23 protein-coding genes and 1 riboswitch are annotated in these 22,718 nt (G+C 68.2%); of the genes, 10 read left to right on the top strand and 13 right to left on the bottom strand.

What is annotated here, in order from left to right:
• Window positions 1–28: 28 nt before the first annotated feature.
• The 9 genes from B161_RS0115925 to pcaD all read right to left on the bottom strand — a co-directional run bounded on the left by B161_RS0115925 (window position 29) and on the right by pcaD (window position 9,004).
• The gene (locus B161_RS0115925) at window positions 29–1,027 is read right to left on the bottom strand and encodes a TRAP transporter substrate-binding protein (protein WP_018634444.1); all 999 of its coding nucleotides are present in this window, start codon (window positions 1,025–1,027) and stop codon (window positions 29–31) included.
• Window positions 1,028–1,048: 21 nt separating this feature from the next.
• The gene (locus B161_RS0115920; protein ID WP_018634443.1) at window positions 1,049–2,842 is read right to left on the bottom strand and encodes a TRAP transporter large permease; all 1,794 of its coding nucleotides are present in this window, start codon (window positions 2,840–2,842) and stop codon (window positions 1,049–1,051) included.
• A complete protein-coding gene (thiD, locus tag B161_RS0115915) occupies window positions 2,839–3,639 on the bottom strand; it encodes a bifunctional hydroxymethylpyrimidine kinase/phosphomethylpyrimidine kinase (RefSeq protein WP_018634442.1) in 801 nt (266 codons plus the stop codon). The genes B161_RS0115920 and thiD overlap by 4 nt, the downstream gene beginning before the upstream one ends.
• A complete protein-coding gene (thiE, locus tag B161_RS0115910; protein WP_018634441.1) occupies window positions 3,636–4,310 on the bottom strand; it encodes a thiamine phosphate synthase in 675 nt (224 codons plus the stop codon). Before thiE ends, thiD begins: the two co-directional genes overlap by 4 nt.
• A gap of 82 nt (window positions 4,311–4,392) precedes the next feature.
• The gene (locus B161_RS0115905) at window positions 4,393–5,124 is read right to left on the bottom strand and encodes a hydroxyethylthiazole kinase (protein ID WP_018634440.1); all 732 of its coding nucleotides are present in this window, start codon (window positions 5,122–5,124) and stop codon (window positions 4,393–4,395) included.
• Complete coding sequence (locus B161_RS0115900; RefSeq protein ID WP_018634439.1) at window positions 5,121–6,059, bottom strand: ABC transporter substrate-binding protein; 939 nt, start codon at window positions 6,057–6,059, stop codon at window positions 5,121–5,123. Before B161_RS0115900 ends, B161_RS0115905 begins: the two co-directional genes overlap by 4 nt.
• 2 nt (window positions 6,060–6,061) lie before the next feature.
• Window positions 6,062–6,850, bottom strand: a complete 789-nt coding sequence (locus tag B161_RS0115895) for an ABC transporter permease (protein WP_018634438.1) — start codon at window positions 6,848–6,850, stop codon at window positions 6,062–6,064.
• Between the two features lie 109 nt (window positions 6,851–6,959).
• Window positions 6,960–7,062: riboswitch (TPP riboswitch) on the bottom strand.
• Window positions 7,063–7,142: 80 nt separating this feature from the next.
• Window positions 7,143–8,216 carry a maleylacetate reductase gene (locus tag B161_RS0115890; RefSeq protein ID WP_018634437.1) on the bottom strand — a complete coding sequence of 358 codons (1,074 nt, stop codon included), beginning with the start codon at window positions 8,214–8,216 and terminating at the stop codon, window positions 7,143–7,145.
• Window positions 8,213–9,004: a 3-oxoadipate enol-lactonase gene (pcaD, locus tag B161_RS0115885; RefSeq protein WP_018634436.1), complete on the bottom strand. Its 792-nt coding sequence runs from the start codon at window positions 9,002–9,004 to the stop codon at window positions 8,213–8,215. The genes B161_RS0115890 and pcaD overlap by 4 nt, the downstream gene beginning before the upstream one ends.
• A gap of 161 nt (window positions 9,005–9,165) precedes the next feature.
• Here pcaD and B161_RS0115880 point away from each other — a divergent pair, with 161 nt between their 5' ends.
• Entirely contained in the window at window positions 9,166–10,086 is a 921-nt protein-coding gene (locus tag B161_RS0115880; protein WP_018634435.1) for a LysR family transcriptional regulator, read from the top strand.
• Between the two features lies 1 nt (window position 10,087).
• Here the strand turns inward: B161_RS0115880 and B161_RS0115875 are convergent, their stop codons facing one another.
• The 3 genes from B161_RS0115875 to B161_RS0115865 form a co-directional block, all read right to left on the bottom strand.
• A complete protein-coding gene (locus B161_RS0115875; RefSeq protein ID WP_018634434.1) occupies window positions 10,088–10,723 on the bottom strand; it encodes a glutathione S-transferase family protein in 636 nt (211 codons plus the stop codon).
• 3 nt (window positions 10,724–10,726) lie between these two features.
• Entirely contained in the window at window positions 10,727–11,896 is a 1,170-nt protein-coding gene (locus B161_RS0115870) for a muconate/chloromuconate family cycloisomerase (RefSeq protein ID WP_018634433.1), read from the bottom strand.
• A gap of 86 nt (window positions 11,897–11,982) precedes the next feature.
• On the bottom strand, window positions 11,983–12,855 hold the full coding sequence (locus B161_RS0115865; protein WP_018634432.1) for a dioxygenase family protein: 873 nt from the start codon (window positions 12,853–12,855) through the stop codon (window positions 11,983–11,985).
• A 213-nt stretch (window positions 12,856–13,068) separates the two neighbouring features.
• On the opposite strand from B161_RS0115865, the gene B161_RS0115860 reads away from it, so the two are divergent.
• From B161_RS0115860 to B161_RS0115825, 8 genes are all read left to right on the top strand, one after another.
• Window positions 13,069–14,619 carry a 4-hydroxyphenylacetate 3-hydroxylase N-terminal domain-containing protein gene (locus tag B161_RS0115860; protein ID WP_018634431.1) on the top strand — a complete coding sequence of 517 codons (1,551 nt, stop codon included), beginning with the start codon at window positions 13,069–13,071 and terminating at the stop codon, window positions 14,617–14,619.
• Between the two features lie 66 nt (window positions 14,620–14,685).
• A complete protein-coding gene (locus tag B161_RS0115855) occupies window positions 14,686–15,312 on the top strand; it encodes an FAD synthetase family protein (RefSeq protein ID WP_018634430.1) in 627 nt (208 codons plus the stop codon).
• Window positions 15,305–15,808: a flavin reductase family protein gene (locus tag B161_RS0115850; RefSeq protein WP_018634429.1), complete on the top strand. Its 504-nt coding sequence runs from the start codon at window positions 15,305–15,307 to the stop codon at window positions 15,806–15,808. The genes B161_RS0115855 and B161_RS0115850 overlap by 8 nt, the downstream gene beginning before the upstream one ends.
• Window positions 15,805–16,656, top strand: a complete 852-nt coding sequence (locus B161_RS0115845) for a BKACE family enzyme (protein ID WP_018634428.1) — start codon at window positions 15,805–15,807, stop codon at window positions 16,654–16,656. Before B161_RS0115850 ends, B161_RS0115845 begins: the two co-directional genes overlap by 4 nt.
• A 336-nt stretch (window positions 16,657–16,992) precedes the next feature.
• Window positions 16,993–17,442: a (2Fe-2S)-binding protein gene (locus tag B161_RS0115840; RefSeq protein ID WP_018634427.1), complete on the top strand. Its 450-nt coding sequence runs from the start codon at window positions 16,993–16,995 to the stop codon at window positions 17,440–17,442.
• A 14-nt stretch (window positions 17,443–17,456) separates the two neighbouring features.
• Window positions 17,457–19,697: a xanthine dehydrogenase family protein molybdopterin-binding subunit gene (locus B161_RS0115835; RefSeq protein WP_018634426.1), complete on the top strand. Its 2,241-nt coding sequence runs from the start codon at window positions 17,457–17,459 to the stop codon at window positions 19,695–19,697.
• Between the two features lie 21 nt (window positions 19,698–19,718).
• Complete coding sequence (locus B161_RS0115830; protein ID WP_240471637.1) at window positions 19,719–20,852, top strand: XdhC family protein; 1,134 nt, start codon at window positions 19,719–19,721, stop codon at window positions 20,850–20,852.
• Window positions 20,849–21,421, top strand: coding sequence for a nucleotidyltransferase family protein (locus B161_RS0115825; RefSeq protein ID WP_018634424.1), 573 nt, complete (start codon window positions 20,849–20,851; stop codon window positions 21,419–21,421). The genes B161_RS0115830 and B161_RS0115825 overlap by 4 nt, the downstream gene beginning before the upstream one ends.
• Here B161_RS0115825 and B161_RS0115820 read toward each other — a convergent pair.
• On the bottom strand, window positions 21,403–21,975 hold the full coding sequence (locus tag B161_RS0115820; RefSeq protein ID WP_026310497.1) for a peroxidase-related enzyme: 573 nt from the start codon (window positions 21,973–21,975) through the stop codon (window positions 21,403–21,405). The two genes, B161_RS0115825 and B161_RS0115820, sit on opposite strands and share 19 nt — an antisense overlap.
• Before the next feature lie 281 nt (window positions 21,976–22,256).
• Here B161_RS0115820 and B161_RS18365 point away from each other — a divergent pair.
• Window positions 22,257–22,718, top strand: a 462-nt coding sequence (locus B161_RS18365) for a hypothetical protein (protein WP_040790290.1), incomplete at its 3' end; no start/stop codon positions are given.

Below are 22,718 nucleotides of genomic sequence, written 5' to 3'. Positions count from 1 at the left end.
CCATCTGAAAAAATTCAGAGCCGCAAACTCAAAGGGTCTCCCGCGCCGCCTCGATCTTCTCCATCCCGCCGACCGCCGCCGCGAGATCCCCCCAGACGCTCCGCCCGCCCGCCTCCCAAGCTTCGCGATCCTCAGGCTGCAAGACCTCTCCGCCCTGAGCGGCGGCGGTCGCCATGGAGAGCGCTTCATCCTCAAGGATCCAGGCGTCGAAAGCGGCGGCGCCTGCGGCGGCGGCCTCCTGAAAGACCTCCTGCTCCTCCTCCGTCAGAGCGTTCCAGAAGGGCGCCGCGAAATAAACCACCCCCGAGGCCCAGATATGCCCGGTCTCGGTGAGGAAGGGCGCGACCTCGTAAAGCCTGAAGCCCGCATAGGCGGATTTCGTCAGATCCATCGCCTCGGCCACGCCGTTGCGCAGGGCGTCGTAGGTCTCCGGGATGGGCAGGCCGATGGGCGTGGCCCCGAAGGCGCTCCAGAGCCTGCGATGCGTCTGGTTCTGAATCACCCGGATGCGCGTGCCGGAGAGCTGTTCCGGTCTGACGACGGGCGCTTTCGTCAGCAGATGGCGCGCGCCGTAATTGATGAAGTCGGGGACGATGAAGTGCTGAGCGGCCAGCTTGCTTTTGATCTCCGCGCCGATGGGGCCGGAGACCACGGCGCGGAGATGGGCGGCGTCGTGGAAGAGAAAGGGCAGATCGAGAAGCTGGACCTCGGGAACCCAGCCCGCCAGCGCCGAAACCGTCGAGAGGCTGGCCTGAACCGAACCGAGGCGCAGGCCCTCCGCCACCTCCTTCTCGCCGCCCAGAGCCGCGGAGCCGATGAGGTTGAAGCGGAAGCGTCCGGGGAGCTTCTCCTCGACCAGTTTTTCAATCAGCCGCCAGATCCTGGTCTCGGGCTTATCCTCGCCGAAAAGCGAGGCCAGAGTCAGACTCCGCCGCGCGCCCGGCCGGGCGACCGCAGGCGCCGCCAGAAGTCCCGCCCCGAAGAGGGCCGAGCGGCGCAGAAGGCTCCGGCGTGTGAGGATGGTCATCTTCAGGGCTCCGTCATGGGTTCAGAGGAGAAGCGCGCCCGCGACCAGCAGGCCGAGCGAACAGAGCAGCGCCGCCAGATAAGGCCCGACCGCGCGGAACAAAGCGCCTGCGGGAATCCGCGTCGCGCCGCTGACGACGTAGATCAGAATCCCGGCGGGGGGCGTCAGGCCGCCGATCATCAGATTCGCCACCAGAATCACGCCGAAATAAACGGGGTCGATCCCCGCCGCGACCGCCAGAGGCAGGAAGATCGGCGCGAACAAGAGAATCGCCGCGCCGACGTCCAGCACGAGGCCGATCAGCAGCAGCATCAGATTCAGGAGCAGCATCACGCCCAGCGGCCCCCATCCCAACCCGGAGACGAAGCCCGAGAGCAGCCCGGAAACGCCGTCCATCGCCAGCAGCAGGGCGAAAGGCCCCGCCGCGCCGATGAGCAGCCCGACGACGGAGGCCTCGACCGCCGCCTGACGAAAAACGCCGAACAGCGCGCGCGCCCTCATGCCCGCACTCAGGCCGAGGAGCAGCGCATAACAGGCGGCCAGAGCGGCGGCCTCCGTCACCGTGGTCAGGCCCATGCGGACGCCCGCCACGATCACCACGCCGAGGCCGAGAGCCGGAAGCGCGGCTTTCGCGGCGCTCAGGCGTTCCTGCGCTCCGGCGCGCGGCCGCGCGGCCTCGGGAGGCGCCGTCAGGCGGAGGACCGCCGCGAGGCAGAGCGCCATGACGCCGCCCGCCGCGAATCCGCCGAGCATCAGCGCGCCGACGGAGAGATTCGTCGCCGCCGCGAGCAGCAGAAAGGCGATGGAGGGCGGAATCACGTTGTCCAGCGTGGAGGCCGCCGCGACGATGGCCCCGGCCTGAGCGGGCGGATAGCCGTTCTTCGCCAGCTCCGGCTGAAAGGCCGTCGCGCCGAAGGCGGCGTTCGCCACCGAAGAGCCGGAGGCGCCGGAGAAGAGGACGCTCGTCAAGAGCGCCGTCTGCGCCAGACCTCCCCGGCGATGGCCGACCAGAGCCGCCGCGAAGCGCAGCATCCGGGCCGCCGCCCCCGATGAGGCGAGGAATCCGCCCGCCAGCAGAAAAAAGGGAATCGCCAGAAGCAGGAATTTCGACACGCCCGTCACGACGGCGGCGGCCACGGATTGCTCCGGCAAAGGGCTGCCGAAGGGAATCGCCAGATAAGCCGCCGCGATGAAGGCGTGCGGCAAGGGCGCCCCCGTCAGCAGCCCAAGCAAAGCGATCAGACCCAGCGTCAGACTCGGCGGAAAGGCCGCGGAGACCGAGAATCGCGCGGCGGCCAGATGCAGCGCGAGGCTCAGAGCCAGCGCGAGAAGGAGCCGCGCCGTCTCGCCCCCGGCGATCCGCCGCAGCGCCAGAGCCAGAAGGATCAGCGCCCCGCCCGCCCCGAGGAAGCCGAAGCGCATCCATTCCGGCAGGCCGAGCGTCGGCGAGGTTCCGCCCAGCATCACCCCGATGCGCAGCCCGCCGGAGGCTAAAACCAGCCCGGCCAGCAGTGTGAAGACGTCGGCGAGGAGCCCCGCCGCCGCCTTCCCCCGCTCGGGCAGAAGCTTCGTCAGCAGGTCGAAGCGCATGGCCAGAGCGCTTCCGAGCGCCAGAGGCGCGCCCAGAGCGATCAGCGCGACATGCAGCCAGATGCCGAGATCCTCCGAGCCGGGAAAGCCCGCCCCGAAGACATAGCGCAGGATCGCCGCCGCCAGAGAGGCGATCAGCACAAGCGCGAGCAGCCCGGCGCAGAGCGCGCCCAGCAGGCTTTCCAGCGCGGCGAGAAGCCCCGCCGCCGCGCCGGAGACTTTCACGGCCTCCACCAGCGATGGAAATGATGGGCGGGCCCATGCCCCGCGCCGATCTTCAGAGCGGCGCCCGCCGCCAGCGCGCCCTGAAGATACTCTTTCGCCTCCCCGACGGCCTCCCGCAAAGCCAGACCGCGCGCCAGACCCGCCGCGATGGCCGCCGACAGCGTGCAGCCGGAGCCATGGGTGTTCGGCGTGGCCAGACGCGGCGCGGCGAAACGGGTCATGGAGAAGCCGTCCCAGAGGATGTCCGCGCTCTCCGGGCCCTCGCCATGGCCGCCCTTGACCAGAACCGCCGCCGCCCCCAGACGTAGGATCGCTTCGGCCTGCCTCAGCATCTCCGCTTCGGTGCGGGCGGGCGGCTCTCCGGTCAGCAGGGCGGCTTCCGGCAGATTGGGCGTCACGAGCGCCGCGAGGGGAATCAGGCGGGTCTTCAGCGCCTCAAGGGCCTCCGGCTGCAAAAGGCGATCTCCCGAGGTGGCGACCATCACCGGATCCAGAACCGGCCTCAGCCCATAGCGCGGCAGACTCCCGGCGATGGCCTCGATGGTGGCGACGCGCGAGACCATGCCGATCTTCACGCCTTTGACCTCCATGTCTTCGCAGACGGCGGCGATCTGGGCGGCGACCATCTCGGGCGAAACATCCTCCACGGAGCGCACGCCCTGCGTGTTCTGAGCGGTGAGCGCGGTGACGGCGCTGGTCCCGAAGACTCCCAAAGCGGAGAAGGTCTTGAGATCCGCCTGAATCCCGGCTCCTCCGCCGCTGTCCGAGCCCGCGATGGTCAGGGCGACGGGCGTCATGATCCGCGCTCCGCAAGGGCCTGATCCACGATGCGGCGCATCCTAGCTGCGGCGGCGGCGATCTCCGGCGCGCGGAAGATCCCGGAGATGACCGCGACGCCCGAGGCGCCCGCCCGCAGGACTTCGCCCGCGCGGGCGGCGTCGATTCCGGCGATGGCGCCCACCGGAAGCTCCGGACGGGCCTCGGCGAAGAGCGCGCGGAGCCGCGCGAAGCCCTCCAGACCCAAAGGCGGATCGGGATTCCGCTTGGAGAGGGTGGCGAAGACCCCGCCGACGCAGACGTAATCCACCGGCGCCGCAAGAGCGGCCTCGGCGTCGGCTGCGTTCTTGACCGTCGCCCCGATGAGCGCGTCCGGCCCGAGAATCCGGCGGGCCATGGCCGGATCCATATCCTCGCGCCCGAGATGGACGCCCGCCGCGCCGACCGCCAAAGCGACGTCGACTCGATCATTGACGATCAGCGGCGCGCCGGTCCCGGCGAGGGCCGCCCGGATCGCAAGGGCTTCTCCGATGAGGTCGCGCGTGGAGGCCTCCTTATCGCGATATTGGATCAGGGTCGCGCCGTTGCGGGCCGCGAGCGCCGCCAGATCGGCCAGATTGCCCCTGTCGCGCAGAGAACCGTCCACGATGGCGTTGAGCCTGAAATCGACTTTAGAGCGTTTTTCGATCATGCTGGATCGCTCAAACGCTCCAAGCTTTTGTTCGGTCGCCTTTTCACGACGCGAAGCCGTTTCGGCTTCTCTGGAAAATGCTCTACGCATCTCGAATCCTCGCCAGCCGAAGGAGGTCGGAAGGGGTCAGCGCGTGCAAAGCGTCGAGCAGCGCCGGTTCGAAGCTCCCCGGCCCGCGCGCGCCCTCCGCCGCGATCTCCGCCGCCGCGCCGAGCGCCAGAGTCGCGGAGGCCGCCGCCGTCAGCGGATCGGGCTCGACCGCGCAAAAGGCCGCGATCAGCGCGCCGGAGAGGCAGCCGGTCCCCGTGACCTTGGCCGTCAGGGGATGTCCGTTCTCCACCGCGAAGCCGCTTCCGGCGCGGAGGATCAGATCCGTCTCTCCGCTGCGAACCGTCGCGACTTCGGGCGGCGGCGCCAAAAGCGCGCATTCGGCGGCGTTGGCGCGCAGAACGGCGAGGCCGCGGCTCAGAAGCTCCTGAGCGAGGGCGGCGCGCGGCGGCGAATAATCGCAATGAGCCGGGTCGAGCGCCCAGGGCTTGCCCTCTTCGGCGGCGGCGCCGAGGGCGAGGTCTATGGCGACGCGGCGCTGGGCGTCGAGCGTGCCGAGATTCACCGTCAGGGCCTCGGCCTTGCGGACGAAGCTGCGAATCTCCTCCGGGGAGGAGGTCATGGAGGGGCGGGCGCCCAAAGCGGAGAGCCCGTCCGCGACGAATTTCTGAACCACCGTGTTCATCAGGCAATGGACGCGCGGCGCGCGGCTCCGGATCCGCTCCAGCAGATCGGCGGCGCGGGGAGGCAGATCATGCGCGTTCATTTCAGCTCCACCGCGATCTCCTCGACGGCGGGGGCCTTCTCGATCAACCCGCTTTCGGCGAGGAAGGCGCCGAAGCGGGCGTAACGCGCGCGATCCAGCGCGAAAGGCCGTTTGGCGAAGCGCGGCAGGGTGTCGGCCCAAGCCGCGCGGTTGAGTTCGTCGTCCAGATCGGGATAGGCGCGGATGAACAGCGCCCAGCTTTCCTCTGGATGATTGGTTAGATGGATCGCGCCCCGCTCCACCGCCTGCAGAAAGCGCGGAAGCCGGTCGTCGCCGATCAGCTCGGGCCGCGCGACGAAGATCAATTCGTCGTAGACCGGCACGCCATGCTCTTCGGGAAAGAAGGATTTCCCCACACGGCCCTCAAGGCGCATCTGCGTGAGTTCGAAATTGCGGAAGCCGCCGATGGTCGCGTCGACGCGGCCCGTGATCAGCGCCGGAGTCAAAGCGAAATTGACGTTGATCAATTCGACGCTCTCCCGCTCCACGCCCGCCTGAGCCAGCATGCGGGCGAGCATGGCGTCTTCGAAGCCGGAGACGGAGAAGCCGATCTTCTTGCCCGCCAGATCCTTGATCTCCTTGATCGGGCCGTCTTGAAGGACGGTCAGAGTGTTGAGCGGCGTCTCCACCAGAGTGCCGAAGCGCGTCAGCGTCACGCCCGCCGCATGGTCGAGATAGAGATTCGGCTGATAATGGACGCCGATCTCGGCTTGTCCCGCCGCCACGGCGCGCGGAACGCTCGAAGGATCGGCGGGCGGCAAAAGCTCCACCTCAAGTCCGGCCTGCTCGAAAAATCCGAGTTCGCGCGCCACGACCAGCGGCGCATGATCCGGATTCACGAACCATTCGAGCAGCACCGTCAGCCGGTCTTCGGCCCGCGCGGCGCCGGTCAGGGCGACGAACGCGAGCAGGGCGCAGAAAAAAGATCGCATCATGATCAGGAATCCCTTCGGATCGCAGAGCGCGGGGCGTCGGGTTCGTTCTCCCGGGCCCAGGGCGTGAAAAGCGGAGCGAGCAAGTCCACGGCGCGGCGCAAAGCCAGCGTGCAGAGCGCGAGAATGGTCATGGCGGCGAAGACGACCTCCGTCTGCATCCGGGCGTTGGCCTGAAGCATGACGAAGCCTAAGCCCGCCGAAGCCCCGACCCATTCCCCGATCACCGCGCCGAGGGGCGCCAATGGCGCCGCCACCCGCAAACCGGAGAAGAAAGCGGGCAGAGCCAGCGGCAAACGGACGTGAATCAGCGCCTGCCAGCGCGTGGCCGGAGTCAGAGCGGTCGCGTCGAGCAGATCGGGGTCGATCCGGCGCAGGCCGTCGGCGAAGCTGGAGGCCACCGGGAAAAAGATGACGAGGGTCGTCATCACGATCTTCGAGGCCATGCCGAAGCCGAACCACAGCACCAGAAGCGGCGCGAGGACGAAGACCGGAAAAGCCTGCAACACCAGAATCAGCGGCCAGACGGAGCGCCCGAGCCTCGGCAGAGCCGCCGCCCCCAGCGCCACGGCGAAGCCGAGCCCCGCCCCCGCGACGAGTCCGATCAGGATTTCGCCGAAAGTCACCAGCGCATTGTCGAGAAGCATCCGCCAGCGCCGCGCGAAAGCCTTCGCCACCTCCAGCGGCGCGGGGAGGATGAAGCGCGGCGGCGCGAAGATCCAGATGACCGCCTGCCAGACGAAAAGCAATGTTCCCGTCGTCCGCAGGGCGGAGGCGAAGCCGGAGATCCGCATGGCCTCAGGGCGGCGGCGAGGAGGGGCGAAAAGCGGCGTTCATTCTAGAGATCTCCCATCACGGAGATCCAGGCGAAGCGGGGAATTGGGAAGGGCGAGCGCGCGAGTCGGGCGTCCCTTGTTCCGTTCCTACGCCGGCATGACCCGGATCAGGTTCAAGGGTCCGGCTCATCGCCGTCTCAGCGCCGTTCGGCGCTCCCCTCGGAATGGGGGGATTTAGGCGGGGAAAGGAATTCAAGTCAAGCCGGGCGCGCAGAAGCGGTCCGAATTCTTCGGGCCTCCCGTTTTCAGCTCATGCGGCGACGGGGCGGCGGCCCTCCCAAGCCGCCTGCAGCAGAGCGCGGATCGCCGCGCGGTCGAAGGGGCGCGGATTCGGATAGGGCTTCGCCACGGCGAGATCCGCCGCGCGGTCGAGATCCGCCTCCGCGAGCCCCAGCCCCTTCAGCCCCAGAGGCGCGCCGAGCCGCTCAGAGAAATCCCAGAGCGCGCCCCCCGCCGAATCCGCGCCGAAGGCCGCCGCCAGAGGCGCCAGAAGCTCCGGAACGGCGGCTTCGTTGAAGGCCGTCGCATAGGGCAGCAAGGCGGCGTGGGTCTCGGCGTGGGGCGTCCCGAAGGCGCCGCCCAGCACATGCGCCAGCTTATGATGCAGCGCCATCGAGACCTGACCCAAGGCCGTCGAGCAGCACCAAGCCGCGTAAAGCGCCTGACTCCGGGCCTCGGGGTCGCGCGGCGCCTCGGTCAGACGCGGCAGGCTCTCGCGGAAGGCGGCGAAGGCCTCGCGGCACAGCGCGAGGATCACCGGATTGCGGTCCGGCGCGTAAAGCGCCTCCATCCCGTGAGCCATGGCGTTCATCGCCGAGGCGAGGCTGACCGGAACCGGAAGGCCGAGAGTCAGATCCACGTCGTAGATCACCGTCTCCGGCCTGATCTCCGGGCCGCGACGGGTGGTCTTCTCTCCGTCCGAGGTCTCGCCGAGGATGTCGGTCGTCTCGGAGCCCGCGTAGGTCGTCGGAATCGCGATCTGGTCCGCGCCGGTCCGCGCCGCCAGCGCCTTGCCCAGACCGATGGTCGAGCCGCCGCCGAGGCTGACCACCGCCCCGGCGCCGCTGGCGTCAAGGGCCTTGAGCGCCCGCCCGGTGGCCTCGACGGGCGTATGCTGGACCGCTCCGGCGAAGATCCCGGCGGCGCGCGGCCCGAGATCCGCCGCCAAAGCCTCCGCCAGAGCCTCGGAGCGCCGCCCCGGAGTCGTGAGGATCAGCGCCCGCTCATGGCCTAAAAGCTCCAGCTCCTCGCCCGCCCGCTTCAGCGTTCCGGAGCCGAAGACCACCCGCGTCGTCAGGCCGGGAAAGACGAAGGCCCGCATCATGACGCCCGCCCCCAGAACGCCCGCAGCAGCTTCAGCACGGCCTCGGGGGTTTCGACGCAGGGCAGATGCCCCGCCCCCTCGATCAGGGTGAAGCCCGCGCCCGGAATCCGCGCGGCGGCCTCGCGGACCAGATCGGGCGGCGTGGCGCCGTCCTCCGAGCCGCCGACCACATGGACCGGCAGGCGCAGAGCGGCGGCCTCGGCGGTCAGATCCGAGGCGGCCAGCGCCTCGCAGCAGCCGAGATAGCCCTCCAGCCCGCAGCGCAGGAACATGCTCCGCCAAGCCGAGAGCAAGCCGGGCTCCGCCGCGCGATAGGCCGGAGAAAACCAGCGCTCCATCACCCCATCCGCCACGCCCTCCAGCCCTTCGGCCTCGATTCCGGCGATCCGCGCGCGCCACATCTCCGGGGAGCCGATCTTCGGCGCGCTGTTGGAGAGGACCAGAGACGCGAGGCGCCCGGGGCGCGCCGCCGCCATGGCCAGCGCGATCTGGCCGCCGATGGAGAGCCCGACCACATGGGCTTTGTCAATCCCGAAGCCGTCCAGAACCGCGAAGGCGTCCTGCGCCAGCCCCTGCATGGCGTAGGGGCGCGGCCTGCTCCCTGAAAGCCCGTGGCCGGGCTTGTCGAAGCGGATCACACGAAACCCCGCCGCCGCCAGACCGGAGGCCAAAGCCTCCCAGATCCGCAGATCCGTGCCGAGAGAATTCAGGAGCAAGACCGCCGGAGCCTCCTGAGGCCCGTCGCTCCGCGCATGGAGCCAGACGCCCCCGGACAAGATCATCTTCATGTCGGCCTCCTTCGGATCCCTGAAGAGGAGGCCGCCCGCCGCGCCTTGACAAGAGTCCGCCGCGTGTCATGCGATACCTTTCAGGTATTGGCAAAGGCTCTCCGAACATGCGTGAAATCCGGGGCTCGCGCCTCTGGCCGGGCGCGCGTCGGGAGAGAGAGATGGAGTTCAAAAGGCTGAGATATTTCCTCGCGGTGGCCGAGGAGCTGCATTTCGGCCGCGCCGCCACGCGGCTCGACATGGCCCAGCCTCCTTTGTCGCGCCAGATCGCCGCTCTGGAGGCGGAGCTCGGCGTGCAGCTCTTCGACCGCAGCCGCAGCCAGATCCGTCTGACTCAGGCGGGCCAGACGCTTCAGGAGCACGCCCGCCAGATCCTCGCGCGGCTCGACGCGGCTTATCGCGAGACCAAGCTCATCGGCGCGGGCGGCGCTGGGCGTCTGCGGATCGCCTTCGTGGGCTCGGCCTCGCATGGGATTCTGCCGAACCTCATCAAAGCCTTCCGCTCCGCCTATCCCGAGGTGGAGCTGGCGCTCTCCTCCATGAACAACGCGGATCTTCAACGGGCGCTCGTGCAGCGCGAGATCGACGTGGCCGTGGCCCGCCCCGAACTTAAAGACGAGGAGTTTCGCCGTGAATTGCTCTATCGCGAGAAGCTGATCCTCGCTTTGCCCGACACGCCTCATTTCGCCGCTCAGGCGGAGATCCGCTTCGCCGATCTCGCGGATCAGACCTTCGTGCTTTATCCGCGCCGTCCGCGCCCGAGCTATGCGGACGTGGTGCTCGGCATCTGCGCCCGCGAGGGATTCCAGCCCGCCCGACTCGAATTGACGCAGGATTTCCAAAGCGCCATCAGTCTGGTTTCGGTGGGAGTGGGGCTTTCGGTGGCGCCGGAATCCGTCGCGCGGACTCAGCGCCCCGGCGTGATCTATCGGCCTTACGTCGGCTTCAATCCCGGCACGGCCCTGACCATCCATGCGCGGCTCGACAATCGCGCGCCGCAGGTGATGAATTTCTTCGGCATCGCCCGCAAACACGCCCGCCGCCACGCTCAGGAGCGGAAGACCGCTCAGGACGCCTCGTGACTCAGCCCGTCGGCCGGGGATCGTCGCGGAAGGCGGTCGCCTGCACCGAAGGCCGCGCCGAAAATCCCGCATGCCAGGCCGCCAGCTTCGGACGACCCTCGCGCCAGCCTTCGGCGTCGAAACGGAAATCCAGATAGCTCAGAGCCGCGCCGATGGTCAGATGGCCGATGTCGAAAGGCCGCGCCTCCAGCCGGGGCGCATGGGCCTCCAGCCAATCCGCCGCGCGCCGCAGCTTGGTCCGGTAGACCGCGACCATCTCCACCGAACGCTGCGCCTCGGGGCGCATGCGCGTCTCGACCAGCCAAGGCAAGGCCACGTCGAGCAGGCCGGTCCCGAGGGCTTCGTCGCGCTCGGCCTCCAGCCCGGCGGCGCCCTCGGGGAAGAGCCGCGGGCCGGAGCCGCCTTCCTGATCCGCCCAACGGCAGATCACATGGCTGTCGAAGAGGACGCGCCCGTCCTCCAGTTCGAGCGTCGGAATCTTCGAAAGCGGATTGATCTCCATGAGCCCCTCATGCGGGATCATGGGATCGGCGTGGGTGCGGAGGATCTTCACCCGATCCGCGAGGCCCTTCTCATGCAGCGCGAGCATGGCCTTGCGCACATAGGGCGAGCGGGGCGACCAATGGAGAATCGGCATGGCTCAGCCCTTCCGTCTGGCGGCGCGCAGCGCCTCTTCGTCGATGGTCACGCCGAGGCCCGGCCCCTGCGGCGCGTGGATATGGAAATCCTTGAACAGGATCTCTCCGTTGGTGAGATCGGTCTTGAGGATCTTCGGGCCGAAATGCTCGCAGCCCCATTCGAGGCGCGGCAAGGTGGAGAAGACCGCCAGATGGGCCGCCGCGCCGATTCCGGTCTCCAGCAGACAGCCGCCGTAAAGCTCCATGCCGCAGGCCTGCGCGATTCCGGCGGCGCGCTTCAGCTCCAGAAGTCCGCCGCTCTTCACCAGCTTCAGCGAATAGACGCTTCCGGCGGCGGCGGTGGCGGCGGCGACGATCTCCGGTCCGGAGAAAGCCGCCTCGTCGGTCATGATCGGAATGGCGCTGCGGGCGGCGATCCGGGCGGTGGCCTCGGTCAGGCCGGGGCGGAGGGGCTGCTCGATCAGCACGATCCCCAATTCCGCCAGACGCGGCAGGTAACGGATCGCCGTCGCCTCGCTCCAGCCCTGATTCACGTCGCAGACGATTTCGCAGCCGGGCAGAGCCTCGACGATCTTCGTCAGCCGCGCCATGTCCTCGGCGGGAGGGTGGAAGCCGAGCTTGATCTTGAAGCGCCGGTGCTCGCGGGCGGCGAGCTTGGCTTTCGCCTCCTCGATCTCCTGATCGGCGTCGCCGGAGGCCAAAGCCCAAAGCACCTCGATCTTCTCGCGGACCGCCCCGCCGAGCAGAAGGCTCGCCGGAAGCCCGAGGGATTTGCCCGCCGCATCGAATAAAGCGGCCTCCAGAGCGCCCCGCGCGGCGTTGTTGCGGCTGGCGGCTTTGGCGGTCAGGGCGGCGTTGGCCTCGAAATCCAGAGCGCAGCGCCCGATCAGAGGCGGCGCCAGATAGGCGTCGATATTGGCCTTGATCGCCTCGACGCTCTCCTCGGCCCAGCGCGGGCCGCCGAGCGTGGCCGCCTCGCCCCATCCGACGGCGCCGTCGGCCAGAACGACGCGCAGGATCACATAGGATTGATGATTGATCTCGGTGTTCGACAACCGATGACGCCGGGTGGTCGGGCAATCGACGATCATCGTCTCGACGGAGCGGATTTCCCGCCCGGCGCGCAGATCCCGCAGAAGGGCGGCGGAGTCTTGAGGCTTCAGGTCGTGCATCGCGGCGCTCCTTCCCTGAGGGCTCCCTGAGGCGGGCGCCGCGCGTCAGGGAGAAGCGCGCGCGGCGAAGACGAGAGGTCGAAGGCTTATTCCGCCGCCATGCGCTTCGCTTCGGCGCGCGGCAGAATGAAGTCGAAGCGCAGGGTGAGATCCGTGTCCGCGCCCTCGGGGGCCTTGCGGAATTCGCCGATGAGGGCCTCCTTCACGGCGAAGACGGAATCGTCGTCGAGATGGGGGCTGCTGGAGTCGTAGATCTGCGAGATCAGCGAGCGATAGCCGTCGCGCGTCACCATCATATGCAGATGGCCGGGGCGCATGGAGTGATGGCCCATATAGCGGATCAATTCGCCCGCCGTCTCGTCGCTGGGGATGGGATAAGGCACCGGGCGAATGGCCCGCAGCGCGTAATGGCCGTTCGCGTCGGTCTCGAAGCGGCCGCGCAGATTATAATCGGGCTGGTCGTGGTCGTGGTTCTCATAGAGGCCGTTGGGGGCGTCCTCCCAGATGTCGATGATCGCCCCGGCGATGGGCGCGCCCTCCACGTCGCGGACGTAGCCCTCGACGAAGACGGTCTCCTGACCCTCGAAGTTCTTCCGCACGGTGGTGGCGCCTTTGGGCATGACCGGCGCGTTCTCGCGGAAGAAGGGGCCGAGCACCGTGGAGATGGTCTCCTCGCCCTGAATGGGATTGGTCAGCATGTCGACCAGCACCTCGACGCCGAGGATGTCGCCGAGCAGGATGAACTCCTGACGCTTGTCCGAGCAGATGGCTCCGGCGCGGCCGAGGTAGTCGCAGGCTTGCAGGAATTCGCCGTGGGTCAGCCTCACGTCTTTGCAGAAGCCGTGCAGATGGCGGATCAGGCTCTCCATGATCTCGCGCTGACGGGCCGGGATCTCCTGATGCCGGCCGAGAGATTCGATGACCACGTCCGTGACGTTGTCGATGGTGACGTTGCGCATTGCTTTCCTCCTTGGGTCGCGGCCTTTTTTCGGTCGTCGCTCTTGGGGCCGCCTCCTGATCGACCATGCGCCTCCAGACTGCATGAGGCGCGGAGGCTCGGCCAGACCCGCGGGCGGTATCTTCCAATACCTTCCGATTCCGCGCCTCCGCCCTCAGGCTCGGGGGACGGAAGCGGGCGAAACGAACCCGCCCGCACCAGGGAGGACGACCCCATGCAAGAGAAGCCCGCCGCCCGGACGGCGCCCTACACCGGCGCGGAATATCTGGAGAGCATCCGCGACGACCGCGAAATCTACGTCCACGGCGAACGCGTGAAGGACGTGACGCGGCATCCCGCCTTCCGCAATTCGGCCCGGATGGTCGCGCGCTGGTACGATAAGCTCAACGCCGAGAAGGACCGCCTCGGCCGCCCCACCGACACCGGATCCGGCGGCTGGACGCATCCTTTCTTCAAGGGATCCAGAACGGCCGAGGATCTGATCGCCGGACGCGACGCCATCGCCGAGACTCAGCGCGTGGCCAACGGCTGGATGGGCCGCTCGCCCGATTATAAGGCGGCCTTCCTCGGCACTTTGGGCGCGAATTCGGAGTTTTACGGCGAATACGCCCCCAACGCCAAGCTCTGGTACGCGCGGACTCAGGAGCGGCTGGATTACTGGAACCACGCCATCGTCAATCCGCCCATCGACCGCCATCTGCCCATCGAGGAGACCGGCGACGTCTTCATGCAGGTGGAGAAGGAGACCGACGCGGGCCTCGTCGTCTCGGGCGCCAAGGTGGTGGCCACCGGATCGGCCCTGACCCATTATAATTTCATCGCGCATTACGGCGTGCCGATCAAAGAGAAGAAATTCGCTCTGATCTTCACCGCGCCCATGGGCAGCTCCGGCGTGAAGCTCATCAGCCGCGCCTCTTACGAGCTGAACGCCGCGGTGATGGGCACGCCCTTCGATTATCCCCTCTCCAGCCGCCTCGACGAAAACGACTCGATCCTCGTCTTCGACAAGGTGCTCGTGCCTTGGGAGAACGTCTTCATCTACGGCGACATCGAGAAGATCAACGCCTTCTTCCCGGCTTCGGGCTTCGTGCCGCGCTTCACGCTGCACGGCTGCACAAGGCTGGCGGTGAAGCTGGACTTCATCTCCGCGCTCTTCTCGATGGCTCTGGAGGCGACGGGCTCGCGCGCCTTCCGCGGGCCTCAGACGGCGGTGGGCGAGGTTCTCGGCTGGCGCAACCTCTTCTGGGCGATCTCGGACGCGATGGTGAAGAGCCCCGTGGCTTGGGAGGGCGCGCAAGGCTATAACCTGCCCAACCTCAATTACGGCCTCTCCTACCGCATCTTCGCGCCCATGGCCTATAGCCGCATCAAGGAGCTGATCGAGCGCCATGTGGCTTCAGGGCTGATCTATCTGCCCAGCTCGGCGCTGGATTTCGACTCCCCCGCCGTGCGCCCCTATCTGGACCGCTTCGTGCGCGGCTCCAACGGCATGGTCGCGCTCGACCGCGTGAAGCTGCTCAAGCTGCTCTGGGACGCCCTCGGCTCGGAGTTCGGCGGACGCCACGAGCTTTACGAGACCAATTACGCCGGGAATTACGAGAACATCCGCGTCGAGACCATGCTCGCGGCTCAGGCGACCGGCGAAATGGAGGCGCTGCATCAGATGGTGCGCGACTACATGGCCGAATACGACCTGAACGGCTGGACCTCGCCGGATCTCGTGAACCCCTGGGACGTCAACCGCCTGAAGGCGGGCTTCAACTGACGTCGCGGGAGGCCGGCCTCCGGCCTCCCTTCCGCCCATCGGAAAAGCCGGACAGGGAGAATCCCCATGAGTCTGGATTTCAGCGGCGCCCCCACGCGGATCGTCACGGATCGGCAGATCCGCCTCGATGCGAGCGTTCTGGCCATAGGCGCCTTCGACGGCGTGCATCTCGGCCATCAGGCCCTGATCTCCGCCGCCGTGGCCGAAGCCCGCGAGCGCGGAGTCCCGGCGGTGGTCTGGACCTTCGATCCCCCGCCCAAGGTCTTTTTCGGACGCGCCGCGCGCATCTCGCCGAGCTTCGAGAAGCTCGCGCGGATCGCGCGTCTGGGACCGGACTGGATCGTCGTCGCCCCCTTCACCGCCGCCTACGCCGCCCGCTCGGCGGAGGATTTCCTCGAAGACCTCGCGCGAGCCGGACCGCTCGCGGCGCATGTCGGCGCGGATTTCCGCTTCGGCGCGAAGCAATCGGGCGACGCGGCTTTGCTCGGACGGCGCTTCCCGCTGCGTCAGGCGCCGGTCGTCGCCTGCCGCGAGGGCGAACGCATCTCCTCTTCGCGCATCCGGGCTCTGCGCGCGGAGGGCCGTCAGGGCGAGGCGGCGGCCTTGCTGGCGGCGCCTCAGGCTCTGGCCGCTTTCGGCGCGGGCCTTTTGACCCTGGACGTCCGGCAAGGAGAGGATGAATTCAATGTCTGAAGCTCAAAAGCCAGATTTCGACGCCCGCGCCCTGCGCGACGCCTTCGGCGCCTTCGCCACCGGCGTGACCGTCATCAGCACCTCCACCGAGGAGGGCGACCACGGCATGACCGCCAACGCCTTCATGTCGGTTTCGCTGGATCCGCCTCTGATCGCCATCTCGCTCGACCGCAAGAGCCGGATGCATGAGAAGGTCCGCGCTTCGGGCCGCTACGCCGTGAACATTCTGGCGCAGGGCATGGAGCATGTGGCGATGCATTTCGCGGGCCGCCATAATCCCGAGCTGGCGAATTTCTTCGTCAATCATCATCATCTGCCGGTGGCGCCGGGGGCGGTGGCGGTCTTCCTGACCGAGGTGGCTCAGGAGGTGGAGGCGGGCGACCATACGCTCTTCATCGGGCGGGTGCTCCATCTGGAGCGCGATCCGAAGGCGGCGCCCCTGCTCTTCTCCAGCGGAAGCTTCCACGTCCTGAGCGCGGCCGGAGCGCCTTCATGAGCGCCGCCGAACATCCCTGCGTGATCTGCGTGGCGATCACGGGCTCTTTGCCGACCAAGGCGAACAACCCCGCCGTGCCGATCTCCGTCGCGGAGCAGATCGAGTCCGCGCAGGAGTCCTTCGAGGCGGGGGCGAGCGTCGTCCATTGCCATGTCCGCGACGAGGAGGGCAAGCCCACCTCCGACCCCGAACGCTTCGCCCGCCTGAAGGAAGGTCTGGAGAAGCATTGTCCCGGCCTGATCATCCAACTCTCGACGGGCGGACGCTCCGGCGCGGGACAGGCGCGCGGCGGCATGCTGCCGCTCCGCCCGGACATGGCCTCGCTTTCGGTGGGCTCGAACAACTTCCCGACCCGGGTCTATGAGAATCCGCCCGATCTGGTGGATTGGCTCGCCGCCGAGATGCTGAAATACGAGGTCAAGCCGGAGATCGAGGCTTTCGACCTCTCGCATATCGTGCAGGCGGCGAAGATGCAGGCCGACGGGCGTCTGAAAGGCCCGCTCTACGTGCAATTCGTCATGGGGGTGAAGAACGCCATGCCTCCCGACGAGCCGATCTTCGACTTTTATATCGAGACCCTGAAGCGCCTCGCGCCGGAGGCCCGATGGTGCGCGGCGGGAATCGGTCCGGCGCAGCTTCAGATCAACGAATGGGCGATCAAGAAGGGCGGCCACACCCGCACCGGACTCGAGGACAACGTGCGGCTCGACCGCGAGCGGCTGGCGCCCTCCAACGCGGCGCTCGTGCGGCGGGCGGCGGAGCTTTGCGAGAAGCACGGACGCCCCGTCGCCACATGGCGTCAGGCCCGCGAGATCCTCGGCCTGCGCCAAACCCCAAAAGCCGCCTGACCCGAGGGCGGAGGCGGAGCGAACCCGCCTCCGCCTTCATGTCGGCGCAGCCCCATCGACCTCAGATCCGCTTCGCCGCCTCATGCCGCGGCGCCTCTCCTGCTCCGGCTCCCGCCCCCCCAAGGGCTCCGGAAAGGCGGCCTCCGCGCCCCGAACGCCGTTTCGTCCCGACCGAAGATCTCCCTCCGGAATCCTTCCGCTCTCCGGCTTGTCGATTGACAAAGCCTATGAAAAGGCGAAAGCGTTGGGCCGGTCGAGCCCCCCGAGGCTCGGCGCCGGATGCGGCGCCCTCGTCGAAGCCCTCTGCGGGTTTGCGGCGATCTGAGGAGAAACCCAATGGAACTGACCATCAACGGCCAAACCCGCCAGATCGATTCGGAGCCGGACACGCCTCTGCTCTGGGTCCTCCGCGACGAGATCGGCCTGACGGGCGTGAAATACGGTTGCGGCGTCGCGCAATGCGGAGCCTGCACGGTGCTCGTGGACGGAGTCGCCACGCGCAGCTGCGTCACCCCCGTCGAAAGCGTGGAAGGCGCCTCCGTCGCCACCATCGAGGCGGTCGAAGAGGACGAAGTCGGGCGGCGCGTGGTCGCGGCCTGGGTCGCCGAGCAGACGCCGCAATGCGGCTATTGCCAGTCCGGGCAGGTCATGGCCGCGACGGCGCTCCTCAAGGAGACTCCCAAGCCGAACGACGAGGAGATCGCCGCCGCGATGACCAATCTCTGCCGCTGCGGAACCTACAACGCCATCGCCGCCGCCGTGCGGCGCGCCGCCGCGCAGGGCTGAGGGAGGAAGACGCCATGAACGACCTCGATCCCAAAGCCTTCGACCTGCCCGCCACGGGCGCGCCGGTCAACCTCTCCCGACGCGGCTTCCTCGGCGCTTCTCTGGGCGCTCTGGTGCTGGGCGTCTCGCTGCCGGCGAAGGTTTCGCGCGCGCAGGAGGCGCCGGCGAAGATCATCCCCGGCACGCGCGTTCCGGCCTTCCTTGAAATCAATCCGGACGGAAGCGTGCTCTTCCGTTGCCCCTTCATGGAGGGCGGACAGGGCGTCCACACCGCCTTCGCCCAGATCATCGGCGAAGAGCTGGACGTCGATCCCGCGCGCTTCAAAGTGGAGGCGGCGCCTCCCGGCCCCGATTATCTGCTGGTGATGGGCGGCATGCGCATCACGGGCGGCAGCTTCTCGGTGCGCTCGAGCTATCAGACCATGCGCAAGCTCGGCGCCTCCGGGCGGATGATGCTGCTTCAGGCCGCCGCCAAAAAGCTCGACGCCCCGCTGGAGGAGCTGACCACCGAGCCGGGCGAGGTGGTCCACGCCGCTTCCGGACGCCGCGTCCCTTACGGCGAGATCGCCGCCGAGGCCGCCGCTCTGCCCATCCCGGAAGAGGCTCCGCTGCGCGACGCGAGCGATTTCCGCTGGATCGGCAAGCCGGTGGCGCGTCTCGACGCTCATGACAAATCGACCGGAAAAGCCGTCTACGGCATTGATCTGAAGGTCGAGAACATGTTGCAGGCGGCGGTGGTCCACGCCCCGCGCCGCGGGCAGGAGCCGGGCGAAATCGCCAATCGCAAAGAGGTGGAGGCCATGCCGGGCGTGGTCTCGGTCCACGCCCTGCCGGGCGCGGTCGCGGTGGTCGCGGATCGCTGGTGGCGGGCGCGGCGGGCCGTCGAGAGCCTCGAAGTCTCATGGAAGGAGCCGGAGGCGGAGGCGAAGAACGTCATGCCCGCCGATTTCTCCAGCGAAGGCTTCAAGCAGCAGCTGATCGCAACCCCCGGCCCCGGCCTCGTCGCCGAGAATCATGGCGAAGCCGCGACCGCTCTGGAGAAGGCCCCGAAGAAGCTGGAGGCCGTTTACGACGCGCCTTTCCTCGCCCATGGCCAGCTTGAGCCCCCTTCGGCCCTCGCCCGCTGGAACGAGGACGGCACGCTCGACCTCTGGACGCCCAATCAGGCGCCCGAGATGTATCAAGCCTCCGTGGCCGCCGAAAACGGCCTGAAGCCCGAGCAGGTGCGGATTCATTCGCCTTTGCTCGGCGGATTCTTCGGGCGGCATTTCCTCTATCACGGCGCGAGCCCCTATCCTCAGGCCATAGCTCTGGCCAAGGCGACGGGGCGTCCGGTCAAGGTGATCTGGACCCGCGAGGAGGAATTCCTCCGCGACGCCTTCCGGCCTCTGGCGGTGGCGCGCTTCCGCGCCGGACTCGACGCCGAGGGCCTGCCGGAGGCCTTCTTCGCGGAGGCCGTCGGCGAGGGTCCGACGGGGCGCTGGTTCGGGCGCAAGCCGGAAGATCCCGATCCCTCCGCCGTGGAGGGCATCGCCGATAAGCCTTACGCCATCGCCAACCGCCGCGTGGAGCATGTGGTGGTTCCGAGTCCGGCGATGATCGGCTGGTGGCGCTCGGTCGGGCATTCGATGAATGATTTCTTCTATGAAGCCTTCTTCGATGAAATGGCGGAGGCGGGCGGCCATGATCCCTATGAGCTGCGGCTGAAGCTGCTCGCCGGGATGCCTCGCCATAAGGCCCTTCTGGAGGCGGTGGGCGAATTATCCGGCGGCTGGAGACGCGGCCCCTTCACGGCGGAGGACGGCACCCGGCGCGCCCGGGGCGTGGCCATGGCCTCGCCCTTCAACAGCGAAGTCGCCACCATCGCCGAAGTCTCGCTTCTCGACGGCGAAGCGGTGGTGCATGACGTCTGGGTGGCCATAGATCCGGGCAGCATCGTGAATCCGGCGATCATCGAGGCTCAGGTGAATTCGGCGGTGGCTCTGGGGCTCTCCTCGGCGCTGCTGGAGGAGGTCGTCTACACCGACGGCGAGCCCGAAGCCCGCAATTTCGACGCCTATCCCATCCTCCCGCCCGAGAAGATGCCGCGCGTCCATGTGCGCATCCTTGAGAGCGGGGCGCCGATGGGCGGAATCGGAGAGCCGGGCCTGCCGGGCGTCCCGCCTGCGGTGGTCAACGCCGTCTCCGTGCTGACCGGCGAGCGGATCCGCAGTCTGCCGCTCTCGAAGCTCGACCTGACGCCGAGCGGCGCCTGAGTCCCGGAGCCCCGGGGCCGGATGTCGTCTGGTCGCGTCGTCGCGCCGCGAAGCCTTGCGGCTTCGTCGGCCGACGCTTCGGATTTCGTCTGGTCGCGTCGTCGCGACGCGAAGCCTTACGGCTTCGTCGGCCGACGCTCCGGCGGCCGCCCTGCACGAGGCGGCCGCTCTTCCCCTCATCTTCTCATGGCCATGCTCATGCTCTGCGACTGGAAGCTTTCGCCTCTCGCGGCGGAAGGCCGCCACCCCGCTCTCGAAGACCCTTGGGAGGCCGCCTTGCGCGGCGGTCCCGGCTTGGTCCTCGCCCTGCTGACGGCCACGCAAGGCCCCTCCTATCGCGATCCGGGCGCGGCCATGGCTATCTTCTCAGACGGGCGTTTCGCCGGCGCCGTCACCTCGGGCTGCGTGGAGGCGGATTTGATCCTCCGCGCCGAAGAGGTCCGCGCGAGCGGAATCCCGCAGCGTCTGCGTTATGGGGCGGGCTCGCCCTTCATGGATCTGCGCCTGCCCTGCGGCGGCGCGGCGGAGGTCTCGCTCTTTCCGCTCCGCGACCGGGGGGCGCTCTTCGACTTGAGCCGCGCCCGCGCCGAGCGTCGCGCCGTCGCGCTGGAGATTTCGCCGCAAGGAGACCTCGGGCTCGGGCCCTGGCGTCCGACCGGACCCGCCGAAGAGGGCTTCGTTCTGGGATTTCCGCCCGCTCTGCGCTTTCTGGTCTTCGGGGCGGGGCCGGAGGCCGCCGTCTTCGCGCGGCTGCTGCTGAGCCTCGACTACGACCATCTCCTGATCTCGCATGAGGAGGAGAGCCTGAACTCCGCCGCCGCCTTCGGCTGCCGGACGCGGCCTCTGCGGCGGGCGGAGGAGATCGCCGAGCTGGATCTGGACGCCAGATGCTCGGCGGCGCTTTTCTATCACGATCATGATTATGAGCCTGAGATCCTCAGCCGCCTGCTGGAGACCCCCGCCTTTTACATCGGCGCGCAGGGCAGCCGCTCCGCCCAGCGGACGCGGCTCCTGCGGCTGGCGGAGATGGGCGTGACGGAAGCCGCTCTGAGCCGCCTGCGCGGCCCCATCGGGCTGGTGCCTTCGGCGCGCGATCCGCAGACTCTGGCGATTTCGGTTCTCGCCGAGATTCTGGCGGCGGCGCCCAAAGCATGAAGCCGCCCTTCGGCGCGCTGCTGGCGGCGGGGGCCTCGCGACGCTTCGGGCCGGAGGATAAGCTTCTCGCGCCTTGGCGGGGGCGGCCTCTGGTCCTTTGGGCGGCGGAGGCGATGCGGGAGGCCGGATGCGGCGCTCTGGCGGCGGTCGTCTCCTCGCCTGAAGTCGCGGCGGCCTTGCCGGAGGGCTTCGCGCCTTTGCGGGTCGCGCCGGGCCTGCCCATGGCGGAATCTCTGCGGCGGGCGGTTCTGGCGGCTCAGGAGGCGGGCGCCGAAAGCCTGTTGATCTGCCTTGGCGACATGCCGGGCGTCTCCGGAGAGCTTCTGCGGCGGCTGATCGCCGGAGCGGAGGGCCGGACGCGGGCCTGCCTCCGCGAGGGCGTCCGCTCTCCGCCCGCGCTGCTCCTCGCCGCCGATTTCGCGGCGGCGCTGCGGGCGGAGGGAGATCAGGGCGCGCGGGCGATCCTCCGGGGGCTCGCGCCGGAGGATCTGCTCGACCTCGCGCCGGAGGAGGCCGCCGACGTCGACCGCCCCGAGGATCTGACGCGTTTTCAGCGTCCCAGATTATAGAATTCGGGATTGGGCCGGATGTCGGCGATGTTGGCCAGCCGGTTGGACATCGCGAAGAAGGCCACGATGGCCGCCATGTCCCAAACGTCTTCTTGCGAAAACCCATGCTCCGCCAGAGCCTGAAGGTCGGAGGCTTCGACGGCGGCGGCCTCTTGGGAAGCCTTCATGGCGAAATCCAGCAGGACGCGCTGACGCGGCGTGATCTCGGCTTTGCGGTAATTGGCGGAGATCTGATCGGCGATCAGCGGATTCTTCGCCCGGATCCGCAGGATCGCTCCATGGGCCACCACGCAATATTGGCATTGATTGGCCGCCGAAGTCGCCACCACGATCATTTCGCGCTCGGCCTTGGTCAGGCCGCCCGGCTTCTCCATCAGGGCGTCGTGATAGGCGAAGAAGGCGCGGAACTCGTCGGGCCGATGGGCCAGAGCCAGAAAGATGTTCGGAATGAAGCCGGATTTCTCCTGCACGGCCAGAATGCGGCTGCGGATGTCCTCCGGCAACGCCTCCAGATCGGGAACGGGAAAGCGGCTGACGGGCGAAGTTCGGGTCATGGCGGTCCTCCGGAACGGCTGCGGCTGAGGCAGCATAAAGCCTCCGCCCCGGAAGCGGAACTCCGGCTGAGCGGCGATCAGAAGGGAGGCGGCCAAGACCGAAGCGCTTCGCGAATCAAGGCGGCTCAAGGCGAAGACAGCCATATTTCCGCCTCAAGATCGCGTGAGACTTGCATTCACGAACGAGAGATCGCCTGTCGGCGTATAAGACTCCTCGTTTCCCAGAGCGTGGTCTAACATGAATTCCGACGCGACTCCCGCCGCATGAGCATGAGGACGCCATGAAAGACGAATTCAAACCATTATTGCTCGCCGTGGGCGCTTTGCTCACGCAGCTCGGCTCTCCGAACGCGGCTCAGGCCGCCCAGACGCCGGAGCCCCTCGCCAGCCAGCCCTCCGCCGTCGCGACGCCTCAGGGCGTCCGCGCCGTCGCGCCGCTCCAGACGGCGCAGACCGGAGTCCGCCCCCTCTTCCTGCCTCAGCCGGTTCAGGTCCAGCCGGGGCAGCTTCAGGTTCAGCCCGGCGTGCTTCAGGGCCTGCCGCAAGCCTCGCATGTGAACTCCGGCCCCACCGGACACGCCAACACCGGCGGACACGCCAATTTCAGCCGCGAGCAGTTTCAGGGCCAGTTCCGCGATCCCCGCGTGAATCCCGGCGGCTTCGCGGGCTCGCATGCGAATTCCGGCCCCACCGGACACGCCAACGTGCCGGGACACGCCAATTTCAACCAGCAGATCAATCCG

Source organism: Neomegalonema perideroedes DSM 15528 (genome assembly GCF_000374145.1).
Classification (GTDB): Bacteria; Pseudomonadota; Alphaproteobacteria; order Rhodobacterales; family Rhodobacteraceae; genus Neomegalonema; species Neomegalonema perideroedes.
The sequence above is the reverse complement of the archived record's forward strand: the minus strand, read 5'-3'. Positions and strand labels throughout refer to the sequence as shown.